The sequence below is a fragment of the Mycobacterium sp. 1274756.6 genome, from assembly GCF_001668625.1.
Lineage (GTDB): Bacteria > Actinomycetota > Actinomycetes > Mycobacteriales > Mycobacteriaceae > Mycobacterium.
Window position 1 is genome coordinate 51,312 of record NZ_LZLJ01000016.1, and the last position, 18,334, is coordinate 69,645.

Sequence of the window (18,334 nt, forward strand, 5' to 3'; positions counted from 1 at the left end):
TAAGGCTATCGGATGGCCGCGGGTCGACCCAAACCCGGCAGGCGGCGCAGTGGTAGACAAGGGACTGTGACCGATGCCCCCAGTGCCGCCGAGGAAGTGGTGGATCTCGTCAGCCGGCTGATCCGGTTCGACACCACCAACACCGGCGAACCCGACACCACGATCGGGGAAGCCGAATGCGCGCACTGGGTCGCCGAGCGCCTCGCCGAAGTCGGCTACCAGCCCGAGTACGTCGAATCCGGCGCACCCGGGCGCGGCAACGTGATCATCCGGCTGCCCGGCGCCGACCCGAGCCGCGGGGCGCTGCTGATCCACGGCCACCTCGACGTGGTGCCCGCCGAGCCCGCCGACTGGAGCGTGCACCCGTTCTCCGGAGCGATCGAGGACGGCTACGTCTGGGGCCGCGGCGCGGTCGACATGAAGAACATGATCGGCATGATGATCGCGGTCGCCCGCCGCTTCCGGCGCACCGGGGTGGTGCCGCCCCGCGACCTGGTGTTCGCCTTCGTCGCCGACGAGGAAGCCGGCGGGCGCTTCGGCGCGCAATGGCTCGTCGAACACCGCCCCGACCTGTTCGACGGGGTCACCGAGGCGATCGGGGAGGTGGGCGGCTTCTCCCTGAGCGTGCCGCGCCGCGACGGCGAACTGCGCCGGCTGTACCTGATCGAGACCGCCGAGAAGGGCATGCGCTGGATGCGGCTGACCGCCCGCGGCCGCGCCGGGCACGGCTCGATGATCAACGAGGACAACGCCGTCACCGCCGTCGCCGAAGCCGTCGCCCGGCTGGGCCGCCACCGGTTCCCGCTGATCCTCAGCGAACCCGTCGAGCAGTTCCTCACCGCGGTGGGGGAGGAGACCGGCCACGCCTTCGACCCGGATTCCCCGGACCTGGAGGGCACCATCGCGAAACTCGGCCCGATCGCGAAGCTGATCGGCGCCACCCTGCGCGACACCGTCAACCCCACCATGCTCGCCGCGGGCTACAAGGCCAACGTCATCCCGGCCGTCGCCGAGGCCGTCCTGGACTGCCGCGTGCTGCCCGGCCGGCAGGAGGCGTTCGAGGCCGAGATCGACGAACTGATCGGCCCGGACGTCACCCGGGAGTGGATCACCGAGCTCGCGCCCTACCAGACCAGCTTCGACGGCGACCTGGTCGACGCCATGAACGCCGCCCTGCTGGCGGTCGACCCGGACGCCCGCGCCGTGCCCTACATGCTTTCCGGCGGCACCGACGCCAAGGCCTTCGACCGGCTGGGGATCCGCTGTTTCGGGTTCATCCCGCTCCGGCTGCCCCCCGAACTCGATTTCGCCGCCCTGTTCCACGGCGTCGACGAGCGGGTACCCGTCGACGCACTGACCTTCGGCACCGAGGTGCTCGAGCACTTCCTGCGCCACTGCTAGGACACCCACCGCAACAGAAAGGACCGACATGGCCACCGTGCCCGACCCCTACGCCGCCCTGCCGCAGCTGCCGGGCTTCACCTTGACCTCCACCTCGATCACCGACGGCCAGCCGCTGCCCAAAGCCCAGGTCAGCGGCATCATGGGGGCCGGTGGTGAGGACCTGAGCCCGCAGCTGAGCTGGTCGGGGTTCCCCGAGGAGACCCGCAGCTTCGCGGTGACGGTCTATGACCCCGACGCCCCCACCGGCTCAGGGTTCTGGCACTGGGCGGTGGCTAACCTGCCGGCCACCACCACCGACCTGCCCGAGGGCGCCGGCGACGGCAGCCTGCTGCCCGGCGAGGCCCTGACACTGGCCAACGACGCCGGCATGCGCCGCTACGTGGGCGCCGCCCCGCCGGCCGGGCACGGACCGCACCGCTACTACGTCGCCGTGCACGCGGTGAAGGTGGAGAAGCTGGACCTGCCCGCCGAGGCCACCCCGGCCTACCTGGGCTTCAACCTGTTCAGCAACGCCATCGCCCGCGCGGTCATCCACGCCACCTACGAACAGAGCTAACCGGCGGCCGACCCGACCGCCTCGGCCAGCGACCGGTGGCCGCCCGCACGCAACCGGGCGGCCACCCCGTCGTGGATCCGCTTGGCCCACAGGCCGCCGCCGTAGACGAACCCGGTATACCCCTGCAGCAGCGACGCGCCGGCGGTGATCCGCTCCCAGGCGTCGTCGGGTGTCTCGATCCCGCCGACACTGACCAGCGCCAGCCGGTCACCGACCCGGGCGTAGAGCCGGCGCAGCACCGCCAGCGACCGGGCCGCCACCGGCGGGCCGGATACCCCGCCGGAACCGAGTTCGTCGACCCCGGTGCTGCGCAGACCGGCGCGGGACACCGTCGTGTTGGTGGCCACGATGCCGGCCAGGCCCAACTCGACCGCCAGGTCGGCGACCGCGTCGACGTCGGCATCGGAGAGGTCCGGGGCGATCTTGACCAGCACCGGGGTGGCGGTCGGGGCGGCCTCTCCGAGCACCGCGGCCAGGATCGGGCGCAGCGACTCGACCGCCTGCAGGTCGCGCAGACCCGGGGTGTTCGGCGAGCTGACGTTGACCACCAGGTAGGCCGCCAGCGGGGCGAGCAGCGCGGCGCTGGCGCGGTAGTCCTCGACCGCCTCCTGCGGCGGGGTCGCCTTGGTCTTGCCGATGTTCACCCCGATCGGGACGTCGGGGTGCTGCTGGGCCAGCCGCGCGGCCAGCGCGGCGGCGCCGTGGTTGTTGAACCCCATCCGGTTGAGCAGGGCGCGGTCGGCGGGCAGCCGGAACAGCCGCGGCGCGGGGTTGCCCGGCTGCGCCTGCGCGGTCACCGTGCCCACCTCGGCGTGGCCGAAACCCATTGCGCCCCAAGTGTTCACACCGACACCGTCTTTGTCGAACCCGGCGGCCAAGCCCAGCGGGCCGGGAAACCGCACCCCGAACACGGTGCTGGCCAGCACCGGGTCGGCGGGCCCGAGCCGCCGGCGCAGGGCCCGACGCAGCGGCGGCGGCGCGGTCGCGCCCCGCAACCCGGCGAACACGACGGTGTGGATGCGTTCGGGCGGCACCGCGAACATCACCCGCCGCAACGCGCGGTAGGCCATCAGTGCTCCGGCCGGTCGAGCAGCTGGGGGGTTTTACGGCGCCGCAGCAACACCCGCCTGCTGCCGTCGGTGTAGAGCCGCACCCGGGTCAACTCCCACCCCCGGTACTCCGCCTCGATCGACAACCGGATCGAGGCGGACAGCCGGGTCACGTCCGGCGGCAACCGCAGCGGCACCCACTCGTAGTCGTCGGAGAGGTCGACCTCCCAGCCGACGGGCAGCCGCGGCGCCCGCGCCGCGCTCACCGGCCGGCCCCGGCGTGTTCGATCACCTGGATGCCGGCGCCGGCGCCGGAGACCACATACAGCGTGTCGGCGGCGTCGTCGAAAGCCAGCGAGTCGGGTTGGCGCACGGTCGGATAACGCACCTTCTCCACGGGGATACCGGTGTCCAGATCGTAGCCAACGACGGTGTTGGTCGCGGTCTGCGACACCCAGGCCAGTCGCGCGGAACCGGCCAGCCCGTAGGGGGAGTCGGGCACCGGGTAGGCCTGCCGCATGATCAGCGGGTCGGTGCCGAAGACCAGCAACTGCCCACCCCGGGTGTCGGCGGCCAGCACCCGCCCGTGCGGGTCGGTGGCCAGCGTCGTGGTGCCCTGCCCGGCCCGCAACGCCTGCCGCATCGCCCCGTCGGGGCCGATCGCGGTCACCGAGGTCTGCCCGCGGTCGAGCACCACGGCGGTGTCGGCGCGGGCGACGATCGCGTCGACCCGGGCGAACGCGTCCTCCCGGTGGGCCACCGCGGTCGGCGAGGACAGGGTGAACACCACACCGTCGGCGCTGCCCAGCACCAGCGTGCCGTCACCGCGCACCGCCAGCGCGGTGAACTCGGTGTCGGCGGCGTCGTCCACCTCGACGCGGCTGGCATGCCCGGCGGCGAGATCCACGACGAAATAGCCGCCCCGGGTGGGCAGATAGGCGGTGCCGTGCCCGTCACCGGCCAGCGCGGCCACCGGGCCGGGCAGCGGGATGCTGCGCGGCGTGTCCGCCCCCGCGGCCAACACCGCCAGCGTGGCCGGATCCTGCGCGTCGGCGCCGGGCACCAGCGCCACCAGCCCGGCGTCGGCGTCGAACAGCGCCCCGGCGGGGCGCCCGGGCAGCGGGTGCACCACACCGGCGGGGCTGGTCGCGGCCGGCGGTGACTGCGCCGGGGTGGCCGGCGGGATGGTGCGCGGCGCCGGATCGAAGCGCTCGGAGGAGCAGCCCGCCGAGGCCGCCGCCAGGACCGTCGCGCACAGCAAACCGATCCAGGCGCGGCGAACTGCGCGGCTACCGAGTTTCAGCAACGGGTCACTCGCGGGGGAGTCGGGGCGGCGGGCATCGTCGACCGATTGTAGGGAACCGGCCCCCGCCGTGGCGAAACGCGCCGCGCGCCACCCCGGCCGGTCTGCCCCCCCGCAGCCCGGTACTGGGGGTATGGTCACGGCTATGACCCTTGCCGCACCCCAGCCTCACACCGGCCAGGCGTTCAGCATCGAAGACATCTCCACCGGCATCTTCGGTAGCGGTTTCGGCGCGGTCGGTGACGGACGCAGCTTCGCCTTCCACGTCGACCACCAGTCCCTGCTCGTCGAGATCTACCGGCCCCGGCTGGCCGGGCCGGTCCCGCAAGCCGAGGACGTCGTCGCCACCGCGACGCGCAGCCTCGTCGGCATCGACGTGACCGACGAGCGCAGCCTGGCCGCCGCGGTGCGTGACGCGGTCGCCGCCGCGCAGCCCGTCACCCGCTAAGCCCCACCCGCCGGGTCCACCGGTACGGTCATCGTCGTGTCTGTGCCCCTGGAGATGTCCTGGCTGCAGACCGTCGTACTCGCGGTGGTGCAGGGACTGACCGAATTCCTGCCGATCTCCTCCTCGGGGCACCTGGCGATCACCTCGCGGCTGTTCTTCGACGCCGACGCCGGCGCCTCGTTCACCGCCGTCACCCAGCTGGGCACCGAAGCGGCGGTGATCATCTACTTCGCCCGTGACATCGTGCGCATCGTGCGGGCCTGGTTCAACGGGCTGTTCGTGGCCGCTCACCGCGGCCCCGACTACCGTCTCGGCTGGTACGTCATCATCGGCACGATCCCGATCTGCGTCGCCGGTCTGCTGTTCACCGACCTCATCCGCTCCGGGGTGCGCAGCCTGTGGGTGGTGGCCACCGCGCTGGTGGTGTTCTCCGCGGTGATCGCCGCCGCCGAGTACACCGGCCGCCAGACCCGCCACATCGACCAGTTGCGGCTCTCCGACGCCCTGATCGTGGGCGGCGCCCAGATGCTGGCGCTGGTGCCGGGTGTGTCCCGGTCGGGGGCGACGATCAGCGCCGGGCTGTTCCTGGGCCTCGACCGCGAACTGGCCGCCCGGTTCGGTTTCCTGCTGGCCATCCCCGCGGTGTTCGCCTCCGGGCTGTACTCCCTGCCCGACGCCTTCCACCCGGTCAGCGAGGGGATGAGCGCCACCGGCCCGCAACTGCTGGTCGCCACCGTGATCGCGTTCGTGGTGGGCTACGCCGCGGTGGCCTGGTTCCTGCGGTTCCTGGTCAACCACACCATGTACTGGTTCGTCGGCTACCGGGTGCTCGCCGGCGCGGCCGTGCTGGTGCTGCTGGGCACCGGGGTGCTGGCGACATGACCGTCCTGCTGCTGCGCCACGGCCGCTCGACGGCCAACACCGCCGGGGTGCTGGCCGGCCGCTCCGCCGGCGTCGACCTCGACGACACCGGCCGGGCCCAGGCCGCCGGGCTGGCCGAACGGATCGGCGCGCTGCCGATCAAGACGCTGGTGTGCTCGCCGCTGCTGCGCTGCGAGCGCACCATCGCCCCGCTGGCCGCGGCGCTGGACCTGACCCCGGTCGTCGACGACCGGCTCAGCGAGGTCGACTACGGCGCCTGGACCGGCCGCAAGCTCGCCGACCTGGTCAGCGAAGAGCTGTGGTCGGTGGTGCAGGCCCAGCCCAGCGCCGCGGTCTTCCCCGACGGCGAAGGCCTCGCCCAGGTGCAGGCGCGGGCCGTCGCCGCGGTCCGCGACCACGACCGGCGGCTGGCCGAGGAGCACGGCGCCGACGTGCTCTGGCTGGCCTGCACCCACGGTGACGTGATCAAATCCGTCGTCGCCGACGCCCTCGGCACCCACTTCGACAGCTTCCAGCGCATCAACGTCGACCCGGCGTCGCTGAGCGTGATCCGCTACACCCGGCTGCGGCCGCTGGTGCTGCACGTCAACCACACCGGCGCCGGGTTGGCCGCCGCGCTCAGCGCCCCGGCCGACCCGACCGGCGACGCCCCGGTCGGCGGGTCGCCCGGCTGAACACCGGTATTTTGGAGTTGCCATGTCCCGCGCCATCCACGTCTTCCGCAGCCCCGACCGGTTCATCGCCGGCACCGTGGGACAGCCCGGCAACCGCACCTTCTACCTCCAGGCGGTGCACGACACCCGGGTGGTCTCGGTGATGGTGGAAAAACAGCAGGTCGCGGTGCTCGCCGAGCGGATCGACGCACTGCTGGTGGAGGTCAACCGCCGGTTCGGCACCCCGATCCCCCCGGAGCCGGACACCGTCGAGGACCTCGACCCGCTGGTCACCCCCGTCGACGCCGAATTCCGGGTCGGCACCATGGGGCTGGGCTGGGACTCCGAAGCCCTGACCGTGGTGGTGGAACTGCTCGCGGTCACCGACACCGAGTTCGACGCCTCGGTGGTGCTCGACGACACCGAGGAGGGCCCCGACGCGGTGCGGGTGTTCCTCACCCCCGACGCCGCCCGCCAGTTCGCCAGCCGCTCCAACCGGGTGATCGCCGCGGGACGCCCGCCGTGCCCGATCTGCACCGAACCGCTGGACGCCGAAGGCCACATCTGTGTCCGCAGCAACGGCTACCGGCGCGGCGCGTGGGCCGATGATGACCCCGGCGCCTGACCCCCACGAGCTGCTGCGGAGCGGCGAGCTGACCGTGCTGGGCCGGATCCGCTCGGCGAGCAACGCCACCTTCCTGTGCCAGGCGAGCATCGGCGGGCACGCGATGCACTGCGTGTACAAGCCGGTGGCCGGGGAGCAGCCACTGTGGGACTTCCCCGACGGGACCCTGGCCGGCCGCGAACTCGGCGCCTACCTCGTCTCCCGCCGATTGGGCTGGAACCTGGTGCCCGACACGGTGATCCGCGACGGCCCGGCCGGGGAGGGCATGGTGCAGCGGTGGATCGACGCGCCCGAGGAGACCGGCGCCCCGGCCCGCGACCTGGTCGACGTGGTGCCCGCCGCCACCGTCCCCGACGGCTACCTGCCGGTGCTGCAGGCCCGCGACTACACCGGGGCGCGGGTCATCCTGGTCCACGCCGATCACCCCCGGCTGTTCCAGATGGCGGTCTTCGACGTGCTGGTCAACAACGCCGACCGCAAGGGCGGGCACGTCCTGTGCGGCGCCGACGGCGCCGTCTACGGGGTGGACCACGGCCTCACCCTGCACACCGAGGACAAGTTGCGCACCGTGTTGTGGGGCTGGGCCGGCAAACCCGTCGACGACACCGTCCTGACCGACATCGCCGCCCTGACCGAGGCGCTGGACGGGCCGCTGGCCGCCGAGCTGGCCGGCCACATCACCGGCGCGGAGATCGCCGCGCTGCGCCGCCGCGCCGAAGACCTGCTCGCCGAGCCGGTGATGCCCGACCCCGACGACCGGTTCCATCCCATCCCCTGGCCGGCGTTCTGATCCCGCCGGTGAGCCGCCGACCCCACCGGCCGCCGCGTTCCGCGCACCGCCGATACTGGGCCGGTGAACTCAGCCGCGGATGACCGGACCGATGCGGCGCTGGCCGCCGACGTGGCCGAGGAGGCCGGGCGGCTGTTGCTGGCCGTGCGCGACGAGGTCGGCTTCGACCACCCGTGGGGGCTCGGCGACGCCGGCGACGCCCGCGCCAACGCCCTCATCCTCGACCGGTTGCGCGCCGCGCGGCCCGGCGACGCGGTGCTCAGCGAGGAATCCCCGGACAGCGCGCGCCGGCTGCACACCGAGCGGGTCTGGATCGTCGACCCGCTCGACGGCACCCGCGAGTTCTCCACCCCGGGCCGCCCGGACTGGGCGGTGCACATCGCGCTGTGGCGCCGCGACGCCGGCCCGCAGGGCGCCATCACCGACGCCGCCGTCGCCCTGCCGGCGATGGGCGAGGTGCACCGCAGCGACACCGCGGCCGCGACGCCCGGCCCCGGCGCCCAGCCGGTGCGGGTGGCGGTCAGCGCCAGCCGCCCGCCGGCGATCCTGCGGTTCATCCACCAGTCGGTGCCGCTGGAGCTGGTCCCGATCGGCTCGGCCGGGGCCAAGGCGATGGCGGTGCTGCGCGGCGACGTCGACGCCTACCTGCACGCCGGCGGCCAGTGGGAATGGGATTCGGCCGCCCCGGCCGGTGTGGCGCTGGCGGCGGGGCTGCACGCCTCCCGCCTCGACGGCTCCCCGCTGCTCTACAACCGCCCCGACCCCTACCTGCCGGATCTGTTGATCTGCCGCCCCGACGTGGCCGAGCCGCTGCTGGCGGCGATCGGTCGGGCGGTTCGCTGAGCCGATGAGCACGGGCCTTAGAGTCGACGGTATGCAGTCGTGGTCGGCGGTCCCGGTTCCGGTGGTGCCCGGACACGGTCCGCAGCTGCGGCTCTACGACACCGCCGACCGGCGGGTGCGCCCGGTGAGCCCCGGGTCGACCGCCACCATGTACGTCTGCGGGATCACCCCCTATGACGCCACCCACCTCGGGCATGCCGCCACCTACCTCGCCTTCGACCTCATCCACCGGATCTGGCTGGACGCCGGGCTGGCGGTGCGCTACGTGCAGAACGTCACCGACATCGACGATCCGCTGTTCGAGCGGGCCAACCGCGACGGCATCGACTGGCGCGTGCTGGGCGAGCGCGAGGTCGCGCTGTTCACCGCCGACATGGCGGCGCTGCGGGTGCTGCCGCCGCACGACTACGTCGGCGCCACCGAGGCCATCGCCGAGGTCATCGAGATCATCGAGAAGCTGCTCGCCGCCGGCGCCGCCTACGTCATCGACGACCCGGCCCACCCCGACGTCTACTTCCGCGCCGACGCCACCGCGCAGTTCGGCTACGAATCCAACTACGACCTCGACACCATGCTGGCGTTCTTCGCCGAACGCGGCGGCGACCCGGACCGGCCCGGCAAGATCGACCGGCTCGACGCGCTGCTGTGGTCGGCCGAGCGGCCCGGCGAACCCAGTTGGCCCTCGCCGTTCGGTCCCGGCCGGCCCGGCTGGCACGTGGAGTGCTCGGCGATCGCCCTGGACCGGATCGGGCCCGGCCTGGACATCCAGGGCGGCGGCAGCGACCTGATCTTCCCGCACCACGAGTATTCCGCCGCACACGCCGAATCGGCGACCGGGGAGCGCCGCTTCGCCCGCCACTACGTGCACGCCGGGATGATCGGCTGGGACGGCCACAAGATGTCCAAGAGCCGCGGCAACCTGGTGCTGGTCTCGCGGCTGCTGGCCGACGGCGTCGACCCCTCGGCGATCCGGCTGGGCCTGCTGGCCGGCCACTACCGCGCCGACCGGTTCTGGGACGACACCGTGCTCACCGCCGCCACCGCCCGGCTGGACCGTTGGCGCGCGGCGGCGGCCCTGCCGGCCGGACCCGACGCCGCCGACGTGATCGCCCGGCTGCGCCGCTACCTCGCCGATGACCTGGACACCCCCAAGGCGCTGGCCGCCCTCGACGGCTGGGTCACCGACGCCCTGGAGTACGGCGGCCACGACCCGGCCGCGCCCGGCGCGGTGGCCGCGGCGGTGGACGCGCTGCTCGGCGTGGTGCTCGACCCGGCTGACAGCGCCGCCGGCGGCCGGTAGCTTGGCCGGCATGGGCGGCGGGCGCAGCGGATCGGTGCACGGCAAAACGGTGCTGATCACCGGCGCCGCCGACGGCATCGGCGCCGAACTGGCGCGCCGGCTGCACGCCCGCGGCGCCCAGCTGGTGCTCGTCGACCTCGACGACACCAAACTGACTGCGCTGGCGGGAGCCCTGACCGGCGAGCGGGTGCTCACCGCCGCCGCCGACGTGCGGGATCTGGCCGCTCTGCAGGCCGCGGCGGCTGCCGCGGCGGAGCGGTTCGGCGGACTCGACGTGGTGGTGGCCAACGCGGGGATCATCGGCTACGGCTCGGTGAGCCAGATCGATCCGGTCGCCTTCCAGCGGATTCTCGACGTCAATGTGGTGGGCGTGTTCAACACCGTGCGGGCGACGCTGCCCGCCGTTCTCGAGCGGCGCGGCTACCTGCTGCTGGTGTCCTCGCTGGCGGCCTATGCGGCCGCGCCCGGGCTGGCCGCCTACGCGGCCTCGAAGGCCGCGGTGGAGCAGCTGGCCAACGCGTTGCGCCTGGAGGTCGCCCACCGCGGCGTCGCGGTCGGTTCGGCGCACATGTCCTGGATCGACACCGCGATGGTGCGCGACTCCAAGACCGACCTGTCGACCTTCACCGAGATGGTGGCCCGGCTGCCCGCCCCGCTGAACCGCACCACCTCGGTCGCGGACTGCGCCGCCGCGTTCGTCGACGGCATCGAGCGGCGCCGCCGGCGGGTCAACAGCCCCCGCTGGGTGGGTGCGATGCGCTGGCTGCGCCCGGTGCTGTCCACCCGGGCCGGGGAACAGCCGGTGCGCCGCTTCGTCGCCGACCTGCTGCCCCGGATGGACGCCCAGGTCGCCGCGCTGGGCCGCTCCACCAGCGCCCACACCGAAGGTTTGGAGCGGCGGTAACGGAAGCTTGCGGCCGCGCGGGGGGTTGCACCGACCGGACCGGTCACCGCACCGGATAGCCACAGCGACGACGACACCGAGGAGGGCCGGGGGATGAGTGCACCGCAGGAGCCGCTGATCTGCTCGGCGAAGGGCTGCGAGCAGACCGCGGCCTACCAGGTGGTCTGGAACAACCCCAAGATTCACACCACGGATCGGCGCAAGATCTGGCTGGCCTGCCCGGAGCACCGCCAGTACCTCTCCGAATACCTGGGCCGGCGGGACTTCCTGCGCGAGGTGGTGCCGGTGGACGAGCAGCCCGGCCGGCCGTAGCCGAACCCTCGGCTCAGCCCCGCTAGCTCAAGGTTCGTGCAGCCGGTCAGCGGGCGGGTGCGGAGGCCTCAGCGTCGGCGCCGGCGCAGGTACCGCTCGAACTCCGCGGCCAACGCATCCCCGTCGATCTGGCCGAGCGCCTCGTGCAGGTCGACCTCGGCGTCGCCGCGTTCCTCCAGCGCCGCCACGTAGTCGGCGATCTCGTCGTCCTCGGCCGTCATCTCGCTGACCAGCTGTTCCCACTCCTCGGCCTGGGCGGGCAGGTCGCCCAGCGGCACCTCGATGTCGAGGACCTCCTCGACCCGGCGCAGCAACGCCACCGTCGCCTTCGGGTTCGGTGGCTGCGACACGTAGTGCGGCACCGCCGCCCAGAACGACACCGCCGGAATGCCGCGGCCCACGCAGATCTCCTGCAACACCCCGGCGATCCCGGTCGGCCCCTCATAGCGGGTCTCGGTCAGACCGAACCGGGCGGCCGACTCCGCCGAGTACGCCGCCCCGGAGACCGGTACCGGGCGGGTGTGCGGGGTGTCGGCCAGCAGCGCCCCCAGGATCAGCACCGTGTCGACACCGAGGCGTTCGGCGGTGTCGAGCAGCTCGGTGCAGAACGTGCGCCACCGCAGGTTCGGCTCCACCCCGTGCATCAACACGATGTCCCGGCCGGCGCCGGGCGGGCGACAGTAGGCGATCCGCATCGACGGCCACACCAGCGCCCGGGTCACCCCGTCGACCAGCCGGATCACCGGCCGGCTGACCTGATAGTCGTAGTAGTCCTCGTCGTCGATCTCCACGATCGGCACGCCCGCCCAGACCGTGTCGAGGTGCTCCAGCGCACCGGTGGCGGCGTCGCCGGCGTCGTTCCACCCCTCGAACGCGACCACCACGATGGGGTCGTGCAGGTCGGGCAGCGCAGGGCCATCGGACGGTCGGGTCACGGAATTCAGCCTACGGCGTGCGGCCCGTGCCTTGGAGCCTTCGTGCCGGCGTTCCGCGACGAAGTAGACTCTTCAGGGTCGAGAGGCGTTGCAACGGCGCGCCGGGTTCTATCGGTGGCCGCCACGCTCGACGGAGTTAAAGGACGCCTTCCGTCACGGAGGGAGCCCGCATGACTGACCCTGAGGTCGAAACCTTCGCGCCCAACATCCGGCCGGACTGCACCGACGAGCTGACGGCTGCGCTGCGCAGCCGCATCGTGGTGATCGACGGCGCGATGGGCACCGCGATTCAGCGGGACCGCCCCGACGAGGCCGGGTACCGCGGCGAGCGGTTCAAAGACTGGCCGTCTCCGCTGCAGGGCAACAACGACCTGCTCAACCTGACGCAGCCGCAGATCATCGAGGGCATCCACCGCGAGTACCTCGAGGTGGGCGCCGACATCATCGAGACCAACACGTTCAACTCGACCGCGATCTCGCTGGCCGACTACGACATGGCGGAGTTGGCCTACGAACTGAACTACGCCGGCGCCGCCCTGGCCCGCACGGCCGCCGATGAGTTCAGCACCCCGGAGAAACCCCGCTACGTGGCGGGCACCCTCGGGCCCACGACCCGGACGGCGTCGATCTCACCGGATGTCAACGACCCCGGCGCTCGCAACATCACCTACGACCAGTTGGTCGCCGCCTACCTCGAGGCGGCGGGCGGCCTGGTCGACGGTGGCGCCGACCTCATCCTCGTCGAGACGATCTTCGACTCGCTGAACGCCAAGGCGGCGGTGTTCGCCGTCGAGACGCTGTTCGAGGAGCGGGGGCGCCGCTGGCCGGTCATCATCTCGGGCACCATCACCGACGCCTCCGGGCGCACCCTGTCGGGCCAGGTCACCGAGGCGTTCTGGAACTCGATCCGGCACGCCAAGCCGATCGCGGTGGGCCTCAACTGCGCCCTGGGGGCGCCGGAGATGCGGCCCTACATCGCCGAGATGGCGCGGATCGCGGACACCTTCGTCTCCTGCTACCCCAACGCCGGCCTGCCCAACGCGTTCGGCGAATACGACGAGAACCCGGAGCGGCAGGCCCGCTATATGGCCGATTTCGTCGACGCGGGCCTGGTCAACCTGGTCGGTGGGTGCTGTGGAACAGCGCCGGAGCACATCGCCGAGATCGTCAAGGTCGTCGAGGGCAAGCCGCCGCGTGAGGTGCCCGAGATCGCGGTGGCCACCCGGCTCGCCGGCCTGGAACCGCTCAACATCACCGACGACTCGTTGTTCGTCAACATCGGTGAGCGCACCAACATCACCGGCTCCGCCCGGTTCCGCAACCTGATCAAGGCCGAGGACTATGACACCGCGCTGTCGGTCGCGTTGCAGCAGGTCGAGGTCGGTTCGCAGGTCATCGACATCAACATGGACGAGGGCATGATCGACGGCGTCGCCGCGATGGACCGGTTCACCAGACTGGTCGCGAGCGAGCCGGATATCAGCCGCATCCCGGTGATGATCGACTCCTCCAAGTGGGAGGTCATCGAGGCGGGCCTGAAGAACGTGCAGGGCAAGCCGATCGTCAACTCGATCTCGATGAAGGAGGGTGAGGAGAAGTTCATCGCCGAGGCCCGGCTGTGCCGCAAGTACGGCGCCGCCGTTGTCGTGATGGCCTTCGACGAACAGGGCCAGGCCGATAACCTGGAGCGCCGCAAGGAGATCTGCGGACGCGCCTACCGGATCCTCACCGAGGAGGTCGGTTTCCCGGCCGAGGACATCATCTTCGACCCGAACTGCTTCGCGCTGGCCACCGGTATCGAGGAGCACGCGACCTACGGCATCGACTTCATCGAGGCCTGCGCGTGGATCAAGGAGAACCTGCCCGGGGTGCACATCTCCGGGGGCATCTCCAACGTGTCGTTCTCGTTCCGCGGCAACAACCCGGTCCGCGAGGCGATCCACGCGGTGTTCCTGTTCCACGCCATCGAAGCCGGCCTGGACATGGGCATCGTCAACCCCGGAGCGTTGGTGCCCTACGACTCGATCGACTCCGAGTTGCGGGAACGCATCGAGGACGTCGTGCTCAACCGTCGCCAGGACGCCGCCGAGCGGCTGCTGGAGATCGCCGAACGGTTCAATTCCTCGGAGAAGGTTGACGATTCCGCGGCGGCCGAGTGGCGCAACCTCGAAGTCCGCGAGCGGATCACTCACGCTCTGGTCAAGGGCCTCGACGCCCACGTCGACGAGGACACCGAGGAGTTGCGGGCCGAGATCGCCGCCGCGGGCGGTCGGCCGATCGAGGTGATCGAGGGGCCGCTGATGGACGGCATGAACGTCGTCGGCGACCTCTTCGGGGCGGGCAAGATGTTCCTGCCGCAGGTGGTCAAGTCGGCCCGGGTGATGAAGAAGGCCGTGGCCTACCTGCTGCCGTTCATCGAGGCGGAGAAGCAGCCCGGGGAAGCCGAGCACACCAACGGCACGATCGTGATGGCGACCGTGAAGGGCGACGTCCACGACATCGGCAAGAACATCGTCGGGGTCGTGTTGCAGTGCAACAACTACACCGTCGTCGACCTCGGTGTGATGGTGCCCGCCGACAAGATCCTGGCCGCGGCCAACGAGTACGACGCCGACATCGTCGGACTGTCCGGCCTGATCACCCCGTCGCTGGAGGAGATGGCCGGCTTCGCCGCCGAGATGGAACGCGAAGGCCTGCAGATCCCGCTGCTGATCGGCGGGGCGACCACGTCGAGTGCCCACACGGCGGTGAAGATCGCGCCGCGCCGGAGCGCTCCGGTGATCTGGGTCAAGGACGCCTCCCGCTCGGTGCCGGTCGTCGCCGCGCTGCTCGACGACAAACAGCGCCCGGCGCTGCTGGAGCAGACCGAGGCCGACTACGCGTCGCTGCGGGCGCGGCACGCCCAGAAGAGTGAGCGGCCGATGGTGTCGCTGGAGAAGGCCCGCGCGAACCGGACGCCGATCGAGTGGGACGGCTACACGCCGCCGGTGCCCGCCCAGGGCCTCGGCGTCCGCGAATTCCTCGACTACGACCTCGCCGAGCTGCGCGAGTTCATCGACTGGCAGCCGTTCTTCAACGCCTGGGAGATGAAGGGCCGCTTCCCCGACATCCTCAACAACCCGGCATCGGGGGAGGCCGCCCGTAAGCTCTACGACGACGCCCAGCAGATGCTCGACCGCGCGATCGAGGAGAAGTGGCTGACGGCCAACGCGGTGATCGGGTTCTTCCCGGCCAACGCGGTCGGCGACGACGTCGAGGTCTACACCGACGACACCCGCACCGAGGTGCTGACCAAGTTCTACAACCTGCGCCAGCAGGGTGCGCACCGCGAAGGCATCCCGAACCGGTCGCTGGGCGACTTCATCGCGCCCAAGGAAACGGGTCTGGCCGACTACATCGGCGCGTTCGCCGTCACCGCGGGGCTCGGCAGCGGCGAGAAGATCGCGGAGTTCAAGGCGGACCTCGACGACTACAGCGCGATCCTGCTGGAGTCGATAGCCGACCGACTGGCCGAAGCCTTCGCCGAACGGATGCACCAGCGGGTTCGCAAGGAGTTCTGGGGCTTTCAGCCCGACGAAGCCCTGGACAACGAGGCCCTGATCGCCGAGAAGTACCAGGGCATCCGCCCCGCCCCGGGCTACCCGGCCTGCCCGGAGCACACCGAGAAGGCGACGATCTGGACGTTGATGGACGTCCACGAGCGCACCCGCATCGAGCTGACCGACTCGATGGCGATGTGGCCCGGTGCCGCCGTCAGCGGCTTGTACTTCTCGCACCCGCAGTCCCAGTACTTCGTGATCGGCCGGTTGGCCCAGGACCAGGTCGCCGACTACGCCAAGCGCAAGGGCTGGACGTTGGGTGAGGCCGAGCGCTGGCTCGGCGCCAACCTCGGCTACAACCCGGAGGACTGAGCCCTGCGGGCGGTCCTGTGGGACATGGACGGCACCCTCGTCGAGTCCGAGAACCTGTGGGACACCGCGCTGCAGGCGTTCTACGCCCGCCACGGTGGCCGGCTCTCCGCGGCGGTACGGGAAGCCACCGTCGGCAGCTCCGCGCAGAGCGCGATGCACATCGTGCACACCGACCTGGGGCTGGGACTGGACCCCGCCACCCTCGACGCCTCCGCGCGGTGGCTGCACGACCGGGTCGGCGCGCTGTTCGCCGGTGGGCTGCCCTGGTGCGCCGGGGCCGAGGAACTGCTCGACGCGCTGGCCGCCGCAGCCGTTCCGATGGCCCTGGTCACCAACACCGCCCGGGAACTGACCGAACGCGCCCTCGACAGCATCGGACGTGACTACTTCGCGGTGACGGTCTGTGGTGACGAGGTGCCCCGCGCCAAACCCGCCCCGGACCCCTACCTGGCCGCCGCGACGGCGCTGGGGGTGACCCCCGGTGACTGCCTGGTGATCGAGGACTCGGTGACCGGGACCGACGCCGCGCAGGCCGCGGGCTGCCCGGTGCTGGTGGTGCCCAACGCGGTCGCCGTGCCGACCGGGCCGGGCCGCTACCACGCCGCCGCGCTCACCGATTTCGACGTCGCGGGGCTGGCGGCGGTGCACCGGAGGTTGCGGGCCGGTGAAACCGATGTGACCTCCGCGGATGTGCCATGAAACAATCCCTGCCTGTGAAGACCTTCGAGGAGCTCTTTGCCGAGCTGGGGGAGCGGGCCCGCACCCGCCCGGCCGGCAGCGGCACCGTCGCCGCGCTGGACGCCGGTGTGCACACCGTCGGCAAGAAGATCCTCGAGGAGGCCGGCGAGGTGTGGCTGGCCGCCGAACACGAGTCCGACGAGGCGCTGGCCGCCGAGATCAGCCAACTCCTGTACTGGACGCAGGTGCTGATGCTGGCGCGCGGACTGACTCTCGACGACATCTACCGGAAGCTGTGAACGTGTTGCGAGTCGCGGTGCCCAACAAGGGTGCGTTGAGTGAGTCCGCCGTGGAGATGCTCGGCGAGGCCGGGTATCGACGCCGCGGCGACGCCAAGGACCTCACCGTGCTCGACCCGGCGAACCAGGTCGAGTTCTTCTTCCTGCGCCCCAAGGACATTCCGATCTACGTGGGCTCCGGGGAACTGGATCTGGGCATCACCGGGCGTGATCTGGCGCTGGAGTCCGAGGCGCCGGTGACCGAGCGGCTGGCGTTGGGCTTCGGCCGCTCCAGCTTCCGCTACGCCGCACCGGCCGGGCGGGACTGGTCGGTGGCCGACCTGGCCGGCAAACGCATCGCCACCTCCTATCCGAACCTGGTCCGCAAGGACCTCGCCGACCGGGGGATCAGCGCGGAGGTCATCCGGCTCGACGGCGCGGTGGAGATCTCCATCCAGCTCGGTGTCGCCGACGCCATCGCCGACGTCGTCGGGTCGGGGCGCACCCTGCGGCTGCACAACCTGGCCGCCTTCGGCGCCTCCCTGTGCGACTCCGAGGCCGTGCTCATCGAGCGCAACCCGCCGGAGGAGGCCAAGACCGCCGCCCGCGGGCACCTGGCCGCCCGGGTGCAGGGCGTGGTGTTCGGCCAGCAGTACCTGATGCTCGACTACGACTGCCCCCGCTCGGTGCTCGAGGCGGCCGCCGCGATCACCCCGGGCCTGGAGTCTCCGACGATCGCGCCGCTGGCCGACCCGGATTGGGTGGCGGTGCGCGCCCTGGTGCCGCGCCGTGATGTCAACACCACCATGGACCGGCTCTCCGAGGTGGGGGCGCGGGCGATTCTGGCCTCCGATATCCGGTTCTGCCGATTCTGAACCGTGTTAGCGTCCCGGTGACCGCCGGGACGGCAACGGCAAGGCGCTGGAGGCAATGGTGACCCAATTGATGGTGCTGTCCCTGGCGTTGCTGATCGGCGTGATCGCCGGACTGCGGGCACTCACCGCGCCGGCCGTGGTCTCCTGGGCCGCCATGCTGGGCTGGATCGGCCTCGACGACACCTGGGCCTCCTGGGTCGGCCAGCCGGTGACCGTGGTGTTGCTGACCCTGCTGGCGGTGACCGAACTGGTCGGCGACAAGCTGCCCGGTGCCCCCGACCGCACCATCGTCGCGCAGTTCGCTGCCCGCCTGCTGGCCGGCGCCTTCGCCGGCACCGTGTTGGGCACGGTGTGGGGCTACCGCTGGTCGAGCCTGGGCGCGGGCCTCATCGGCGCCGTGCTGGGCACCCTCGGCGGCTACGCGGGCCGGCAGCTGCTGATCAACGCCACCGGTGGACGCCGGCTGACGGCGGGGTCGATCGAGGACGGCGTCGCCGTCCTCGGCGGGGTCGGGGTGCTGGCGCTGGCCGCCGCGGGCTGATCGGCCCGGCCGACGCCGCCTCGCGCGGCTTTGGCAGGCTAGACGTC

20 protein-coding genes are annotated in these 18,334 nt (G+C 71.8%); 16 read left to right on the plus strand and 4 right to left on the minus strand.

Going from position 1 to position 18,334, the window contains the following annotated elements:
* Positions 1–12 precede the first annotated feature (12 nt).
* Positions 13–1,401, plus strand: coding sequence for a M20/M25/M40 family metallo-hydrolase (locus A5643_RS02035; protein ID WP_082948669.1), 1,389 nt, complete (start codon positions 13–15; stop codon positions 1,399–1,401).
* Between the two features lie 28 nt (positions 1,402–1,429).
* The gene (locus A5643_RS02040) at positions 1,430–1,960 is read left to right on the plus strand and encodes a YbhB/YbcL family Raf kinase inhibitor-like protein (RefSeq protein WP_066851433.1); all 531 of its coding nucleotides are present in this window, start codon (positions 1,430–1,432) and stop codon (positions 1,958–1,960) included.
* Here the strand turns inward: A5643_RS02040 and A5643_RS02045 are convergent.
* From A5643_RS02045 to A5643_RS02055, 3 genes are read right to left on the minus strand one after another with little or no spacing between them, the layout of a single operon-like run.
* On the minus strand, positions 1,957–3,030 hold the full coding sequence (locus A5643_RS02045) for a quinone-dependent dihydroorotate dehydrogenase (RefSeq protein ID WP_066851435.1): 1,074 nt from the start codon (positions 3,028–3,030) through the stop codon (positions 1,957–1,959). The two genes, A5643_RS02040 and A5643_RS02045, sit on opposite strands and share 4 nt — an antisense overlap.
* On the minus strand, positions 3,030–3,275 hold the full coding sequence (locus tag A5643_RS02050) for a DUF5703 family protein (RefSeq protein ID WP_066851437.1): 246 nt from the start codon (positions 3,273–3,275) through the stop codon (positions 3,030–3,032). The genes A5643_RS02045 and A5643_RS02050 overlap by 1 nt, the downstream gene beginning before the upstream one ends.
* Positions 3,272–4,315: a hypothetical protein gene (locus A5643_RS02055; protein WP_197497616.1), complete on the minus strand. Its 1,044-nt coding sequence runs from the start codon at positions 4,313–4,315 to the stop codon at positions 3,272–3,274. Before A5643_RS02055 ends, A5643_RS02050 begins: the two co-directional genes overlap by 4 nt.
* 142 nt (positions 4,316–4,457) lie before the next feature.
* Between A5643_RS02055 and A5643_RS02060 the strand changes: the two genes are divergently transcribed.
* The 9 genes from A5643_RS02060 (at position 4,458) to A5643_RS02100 (ending at position 11,069) form a co-directional block, all read left to right on the plus strand.
* The gene (locus tag A5643_RS02060; RefSeq protein ID WP_066851441.1) at positions 4,458–4,760 is read left to right on the plus strand and encodes a hypothetical protein; all 303 of its coding nucleotides are present in this window, start codon (positions 4,458–4,460) and stop codon (positions 4,758–4,760) included.
* A 54-nt stretch (positions 4,761–4,814) separates the two neighbouring features.
* Positions 4,815–5,642, plus strand: coding sequence for an undecaprenyl-diphosphate phosphatase (locus tag A5643_RS02065; RefSeq protein ID WP_066851443.1), 828 nt, complete (start codon positions 4,815–4,817; stop codon positions 5,640–5,642).
* Entirely contained in the window at positions 5,639–6,316 is a 678-nt protein-coding gene (locus A5643_RS02070) for a histidine phosphatase family protein (RefSeq protein ID WP_066851445.1), read from the plus strand. The genes A5643_RS02065 and A5643_RS02070 overlap by 4 nt, the downstream gene beginning before the upstream one ends.
* Positions 6,317–6,338: 22 nt before the next feature.
* On the plus strand, positions 6,339–6,920 hold the full coding sequence (locus A5643_RS02075; protein ID WP_066851447.1) for a DUF3090 domain-containing protein: 582 nt from the start codon (positions 6,339–6,341) through the stop codon (positions 6,918–6,920).
* Complete coding sequence (locus tag A5643_RS02080) at positions 6,904–7,710, plus strand: SCO1664 family protein (protein ID WP_066851449.1); 807 nt, start codon at positions 6,904–6,906, stop codon at positions 7,708–7,710. The genes A5643_RS02075 and A5643_RS02080 overlap by 17 nt, the downstream gene beginning before the upstream one ends.
* Positions 7,711–7,773: 63 nt before the next feature.
* Entirely contained in the window at positions 7,774–8,553 is a 780-nt protein-coding gene (locus A5643_RS02085) for a 3'(2'),5'-bisphosphate nucleotidase CysQ (RefSeq protein ID WP_066851451.1), read from the plus strand.
* A 31-nt stretch (positions 8,554–8,584) separates the two neighbouring features.
* Positions 8,585–9,853 (plus strand): cysteine--1-D-myo-inosityl 2-amino-2-deoxy-alpha-D-glucopyranoside ligase, encoded by a 1,269-nt coding sequence (gene mshC, locus A5643_RS02090; RefSeq protein ID WP_066851453.1) that lies wholly within the window; start codon positions 8,585–8,587, stop codon positions 9,851–9,853.
* Between the two features lie 10 nt (positions 9,854–9,863).
* Complete coding sequence (locus tag A5643_RS02095) at positions 9,864–10,757, plus strand: SDR family oxidoreductase (RefSeq protein ID WP_066851584.1); 894 nt, start codon at positions 9,864–9,866, stop codon at positions 10,755–10,757.
* Between the two features lie 93 nt (positions 10,758–10,850).
* On the plus strand, positions 10,851–11,069 hold the full coding sequence (locus A5643_RS02100; protein ID WP_066851455.1) for a hypothetical protein: 219 nt from the start codon (positions 10,851–10,853) through the stop codon (positions 11,067–11,069).
* Between the two features lie 68 nt (positions 11,070–11,137).
* On the opposite strand, the gene A5643_RS02105 is transcribed toward A5643_RS02100, so the two are convergent.
* Positions 11,138–12,004, minus strand: coding sequence for a PAC2 family protein (locus tag A5643_RS02105; protein ID WP_066851457.1), 867 nt, complete (start codon positions 12,002–12,004; stop codon positions 11,138–11,140).
* A 170-nt stretch (positions 12,005–12,174) separates the two neighbouring features.
* Between A5643_RS02105 and metH the strand changes: the two genes are divergently transcribed.
* Genes metH through A5643_RS02130 form a run of 5 tightly spaced genes read left to right on the plus strand, consistent with a single transcriptional unit; the run spans position 12,175 to position 18,287 of the window.
* Positions 12,175–15,915 carry a methionine synthase gene (gene metH / locus A5643_RS02110; RefSeq protein ID WP_066851459.1) on the plus strand — a complete coding sequence of 1,247 codons (3,741 nt, stop codon included), beginning with the start codon at positions 12,175–12,177 and terminating at the stop codon, positions 15,913–15,915.
* A gap of 3 nt (positions 15,916–15,918) precedes the next feature.
* Positions 15,919–16,614 carry an HAD family hydrolase gene (locus A5643_RS02115; RefSeq protein ID WP_066851461.1) on the plus strand — a complete coding sequence of 232 codons (696 nt, stop codon included), beginning with the start codon at positions 15,919–15,921 and terminating at the stop codon, positions 16,612–16,614.
* Complete coding sequence (locus A5643_RS02120; protein WP_066851463.1) at positions 16,611–16,892, plus strand: phosphoribosyl-ATP diphosphatase; 282 nt, start codon at positions 16,611–16,613, stop codon at positions 16,890–16,892. Before A5643_RS02115 ends, A5643_RS02120 begins: the two co-directional genes overlap by 4 nt.
* 2 nt (positions 16,893–16,894) lie before the next feature.
* A complete protein-coding gene (hisG, locus tag A5643_RS02125) occupies positions 16,895–17,746 on the plus strand; it encodes an ATP phosphoribosyltransferase (protein ID WP_066851586.1) in 852 nt (283 codons plus the stop codon).
* 58 nt (positions 17,747–17,804) lie between these two features.
* A complete protein-coding gene (locus A5643_RS02130) occupies positions 17,805–18,287 on the plus strand; it encodes a DUF4126 family protein (RefSeq protein WP_066851588.1) in 483 nt (160 codons plus the stop codon).
* Positions 18,288–18,334 lie beyond the last annotated feature (47 nt).

Excerpts from the sequence above, each read along its gene's own strand:
- A5643_RS02035 (WP_082948669.1), top strand. The coding sequence starts at position 13 with ATGGCCGCGGGTCGACCCAAACCCGGCAGGCGGCGCAGTGGTAGACAA.
- A5643_RS02060 (WP_066851441.1), top strand. The coding sequence starts at position 4,458 with ATGACCCTTGCCGCACCCCAGCCTCACACCGGCCAGGCGTTCAGCATC.
- mshC (WP_066851453.1), top strand. The coding sequence starts at position 8,585 with ATGCAGTCGTGGTCGGCGGTCCCGGTTCCGGTGGTGCCCGGACACGGT.
- A5643_RS02065 (WP_066851443.1), top strand. The coding sequence starts at position 4,815 with ATGTCCTGGCTGCAGACCGTCGTACTCGCGGTGGTGCAGGGACTGACC.
- A5643_RS02070 (WP_066851445.1), top strand. The coding sequence starts at position 5,639 with ATGACCGTCCTGCTGCTGCGCCACGGCCGCTCGACGGCCAACACCGCC.
- A5643_RS02045 (WP_066851435.1), bottom strand. The coding sequence starts at position 3,030 with ATGGCCTACCGCGCGTTGCGGCGGGTGATGTTCGCGGTGCCGCCCGAA.
- A5643_RS02080 (WP_066851449.1), top strand. The coding sequence starts at position 6,904 with ATGACCCCGGCGCCTGACCCCCACGAGCTGCTGCGGAGCGGCGAGCTG.
- A5643_RS02100 (WP_066851455.1), top strand. The coding sequence starts at position 10,851 with ATGAGTGCACCGCAGGAGCCGCTGATCTGCTCGGCGAAGGGCTGCGAG.
- A5643_RS02040 (WP_066851433.1), top strand. The coding sequence starts at position 1,430 with ATGGCCACCGTGCCCGACCCCTACGCCGCCCTGCCGCAGCTGCCGGGC.
- metH (WP_066851459.1), top strand. The coding sequence starts at position 12,175 with ATGACTGACCCTGAGGTCGAAACCTTCGCGCCCAACATCCGGCCGGAC.
- A5643_RS02120 (WP_066851463.1), top strand. The coding sequence starts at position 16,611 with ATGAAACAATCCCTGCCTGTGAAGACCTTCGAGGAGCTCTTTGCCGAG.
- A5643_RS02095 (WP_066851584.1), top strand. The coding sequence starts at position 9,864 with ATGGGCGGCGGGCGCAGCGGATCGGTGCACGGCAAAACGGTGCTGATC.
- A5643_RS02075 (WP_066851447.1), top strand. The coding sequence starts at position 6,339 with ATGTCCCGCGCCATCCACGTCTTCCGCAGCCCCGACCGGTTCATCGCC.